Here is a 3,028-nt window from a genome sequence, read left to right on the forward strand (position 1 = left end):
GAGGAAGAAGCAATAAATATTCCAATTAAATTGTTCATCGATAAAGATCAAAAAGCTTTGGGAAGCCTTTCAATAAAAGCAAGGTCTACTGCAATTGATACCCTGACTTTCAGCGGTTTAAATTCAGGTTGGAAAGAGGCTTTTGTGGAGATTACTGATTATCCCTTAATTTTTGACGATAAATTTTACTTCAGTTTTAAGGTTGAGGAGTCTATGCCTGTGTTGATAATAAATGGCACAACGGAAAATAATTATTTGAATGCTCTTTTTCAGTCAGACACCTTTTTTAAGCTAACAAACACTTCTTCAGGAACTATAAATTATGCTGCGCTAGATACTTATCCCTTAATTATTTTGAATGAGCTTCCTGAATTGAGTGCGGGGCTCTCGCAACAACTCCAGGCTTATTGCAAACGGGGAGGAAGTTTGATGGTATTTCCTGAATTGGATGGTGATCAAAGTGGATTGAAAAAATTCCTACAGGGACTCAATACTGATCTTCCCGAACAGATAGTCAGTCAGGATAAGCGAGTTTCAATTATTAATTTGCAGCATCCACTTTTTGCTGGAGTTTTTGAAAAAGCTAATCAAAAAATGGATTTACCATCCGTCAAAAAATATGTGCGCTATTCTTCCTTAAGTAAAACGAATCGTAAAAACATTCTTGAACTTCCTGGAAATCAACTTTTTTTAAGTGAATACAGATTCGGTATGGGTAAAATCTATTTGTCGGCCGTAGCCCTAAACGATGAATCAACGAATTTTGCTAAGCATGCCATTTTTTTACCGATAATGTATCAGGCTGCATTGCTCTCCATTAGAAATCAGCAGCTTTTTTATGATTTAAATGCTGAGCAAGTGATAGATTTGCCTAAAATAATTTTAAACCCAAATCAGACTCTTAAATTGAAGAAGCAAGGGTTTGAAACAATACCTGATTTGCGACAAAATGATCATTTATCACAAATTCTTATTGCGGATCAAATAAGACAAAGCGGTAGTTACCAATTGTTTAAAGGTGATAGCTTGCTTGCCATATTATCTTTAAATAATGGGGGTTCTGAATCTGATTTGAGCTATGCAAGCAATCAGGAGATAAATGCTAATTTTGATGCTAGGAAACCAGAAATGATTGAGACAGAAGGAGGATCGATAGAAAATAGGATAAAGTCTGTTAATCAGGGCACCTCATTATGGAAAGTTTGTTTGATATTAGCTCTTATATTTTTTGCTGCAGAAACATTGTTGATCCGTTTTTACAATAAAACACAAATTAAAACACAAATAAATTGAAGAACTTATTAATTCAATCGGTCACAGTTTTACACTCTGAAAGTCCCTTTAACGGACAAACAGTAGATGTATTGATTACCAATGGTAAGATTTCTGAAATTGGAAAGAAAATTGATGCCTCAGATAAGAATTTAACGATTATTGATGCAAAGGGGCAGTTTTTATCACCAGGGTTTCTAGATATCAACGCCAATTTTGGAGAACCTGGATTGGAAACTAAAGAAGATATGGGAACAGGTTGTGCTACTGCCGCTGCCGGTGGATTCACGGCGGTTGCTTTGATGCCCAACACACAGCCTCCAATTCATTCGAAGGCAGAGGTTTCTTATCTTTTGAGTAAATCTCCAAATAATTTGGTTGATATTTTCCCAATTGGGTGCATTAGCCATCATCGTGAAGGAAAGGAGTTGGCAGAAATGTTCGACATGCAAAATTCTGGAGCCATTGCCTTTTCGGACGGGAATAAGCCCGTTTCAAATGCCGGGCTGATGAGCCGAGCATTGCTGTACACCAAATCATTCAATGGCTTGATTTTTTCCTATGCAGAGGATCAAGATATTGCTGCCAAAGGAAAGATGAATGAAGGGGTGATGAGTACTTTTCTTGGAATGAAGGGTAATCCATCTCTTGCCGAGGAATTGATGGTTGCGCGCGACCTTTACTTGGCCGAATACAATGAGGCAAGAATACATTTTAGTACGATCAGTTCACATAGAAGCGTAGATTTAATACGAAAGGCTAAAAAAGCGGGAGTAAAAGTTACTTGCGATGTTGCTGCACATCACTTGGTTTTGACTGAAGATAATTTAGAAGGGTTTGATAGTCAGTATAAGGTTAAGCCACCCCTTCGGACTAAAACAGATCAAAAAGCATTGATTGCGGGTCTAAAAGATGGTACAATTGATGCCATCGTTTCACAACATACTCCACATGAAATTGAGTTTAAGGATGTTGAGTTTGAAATTGCTAGTTATGGTATTATCGGACTTCAAACTGTTTTGCCGCTAGCATTAAAGTCAGGTTTGAGTCCCGAAATGATTGTAGAAAAATTAGCTATCTCCCCAAGAAAATTATTGGGGATTACAATACCTATATTTGATTTAGGAATTTCTGCTAACTTTATACTTTTTAATCCAATAGAAAAATGGACCTTGAATGAAAAGTCAAATAAATCAAAGTCAAATAACTCGCCTTTCATGGGTCAGGAATTAACAGGCAAAGTAACTCTTGTCCATAATAATGAACAATACATCATCTTATAAAAGATCACATGAATACTAGTATAAAGGAAGGCATGCTCACTGCTTTAGCGCAGTTTGCCTCGGTTAATAATCAAGATCAGGAGGCCTTTTCGCAGGTGCTTGTTTCTGTTTTTAGCGCAGATAAAGTTTATCTCGAAAAGGTTGCCGCAATGGATGCCGCTTTTGATGATCAACCCTTGTTTGAGCCATTAAGGGAATTATTTTTCGACCTTCTATTGATCAATTTTTTCAATGAAGATGTTCGTAAGCTGGAGGAAGACTATCTCGAATCCCCTGAATGGGAACAAATTGAAGAGCAAACCATTGATCGAGGAACGGAACTTCTCAATGTTTTACTCTATTTACAAGAATGCCAAGATGAGGCAATTGAGCCTGAACTGAGCGATTTTCTGCGTGAGTTTTTACTGGTGGATGAGGATGAGTTTCAAGATGAACATCGTATCTATGAAGTAGTTATTGCCAATCAAATTTTG

2 protein-coding genes and 1 pseudogene are annotated in these 3,028 nt (G+C 37.1%); all 3 read left to right on the top strand.

Annotated elements, in window-relative coordinates; all coding sequences use genetic code 11:
• A pseudogene (locus ACILQF_RS12220) lies at positions 1-1,293 on the top strand (hypothetical protein); the annotation flags it as partial.
• Positions 1,290-2,555 (top strand): dihydroorotase, encoded by a 1,266-nt coding sequence (locus tag ACILQF_RS12225; RefSeq protein WP_395627684.1) that lies wholly within the window; start codon positions 1,290-1,292, stop codon positions 2,553-2,555. The pseudogene ACILQF_RS12220 and the gene ACILQF_RS12225, both read left to right, overlap by 4 nt.
• A gap of 8 nt (positions 2,556-2,563) precedes the next feature.
• A partial coding sequence (locus ACILQF_RS12230; RefSeq protein WP_395627685.1) for a hypothetical protein occupies positions 2,564-3,028 on the top strand: 465 nt, incomplete at its 3' end.

The sequence above is a fragment of the Daejeonella sp. genome, assembly GCF_044232565.1.
Taxonomy (GTDB): domain Bacteria; phylum Bacteroidota; class Bacteroidia; order Sphingobacteriales; family Sphingobacteriaceae; genus Daejeonella.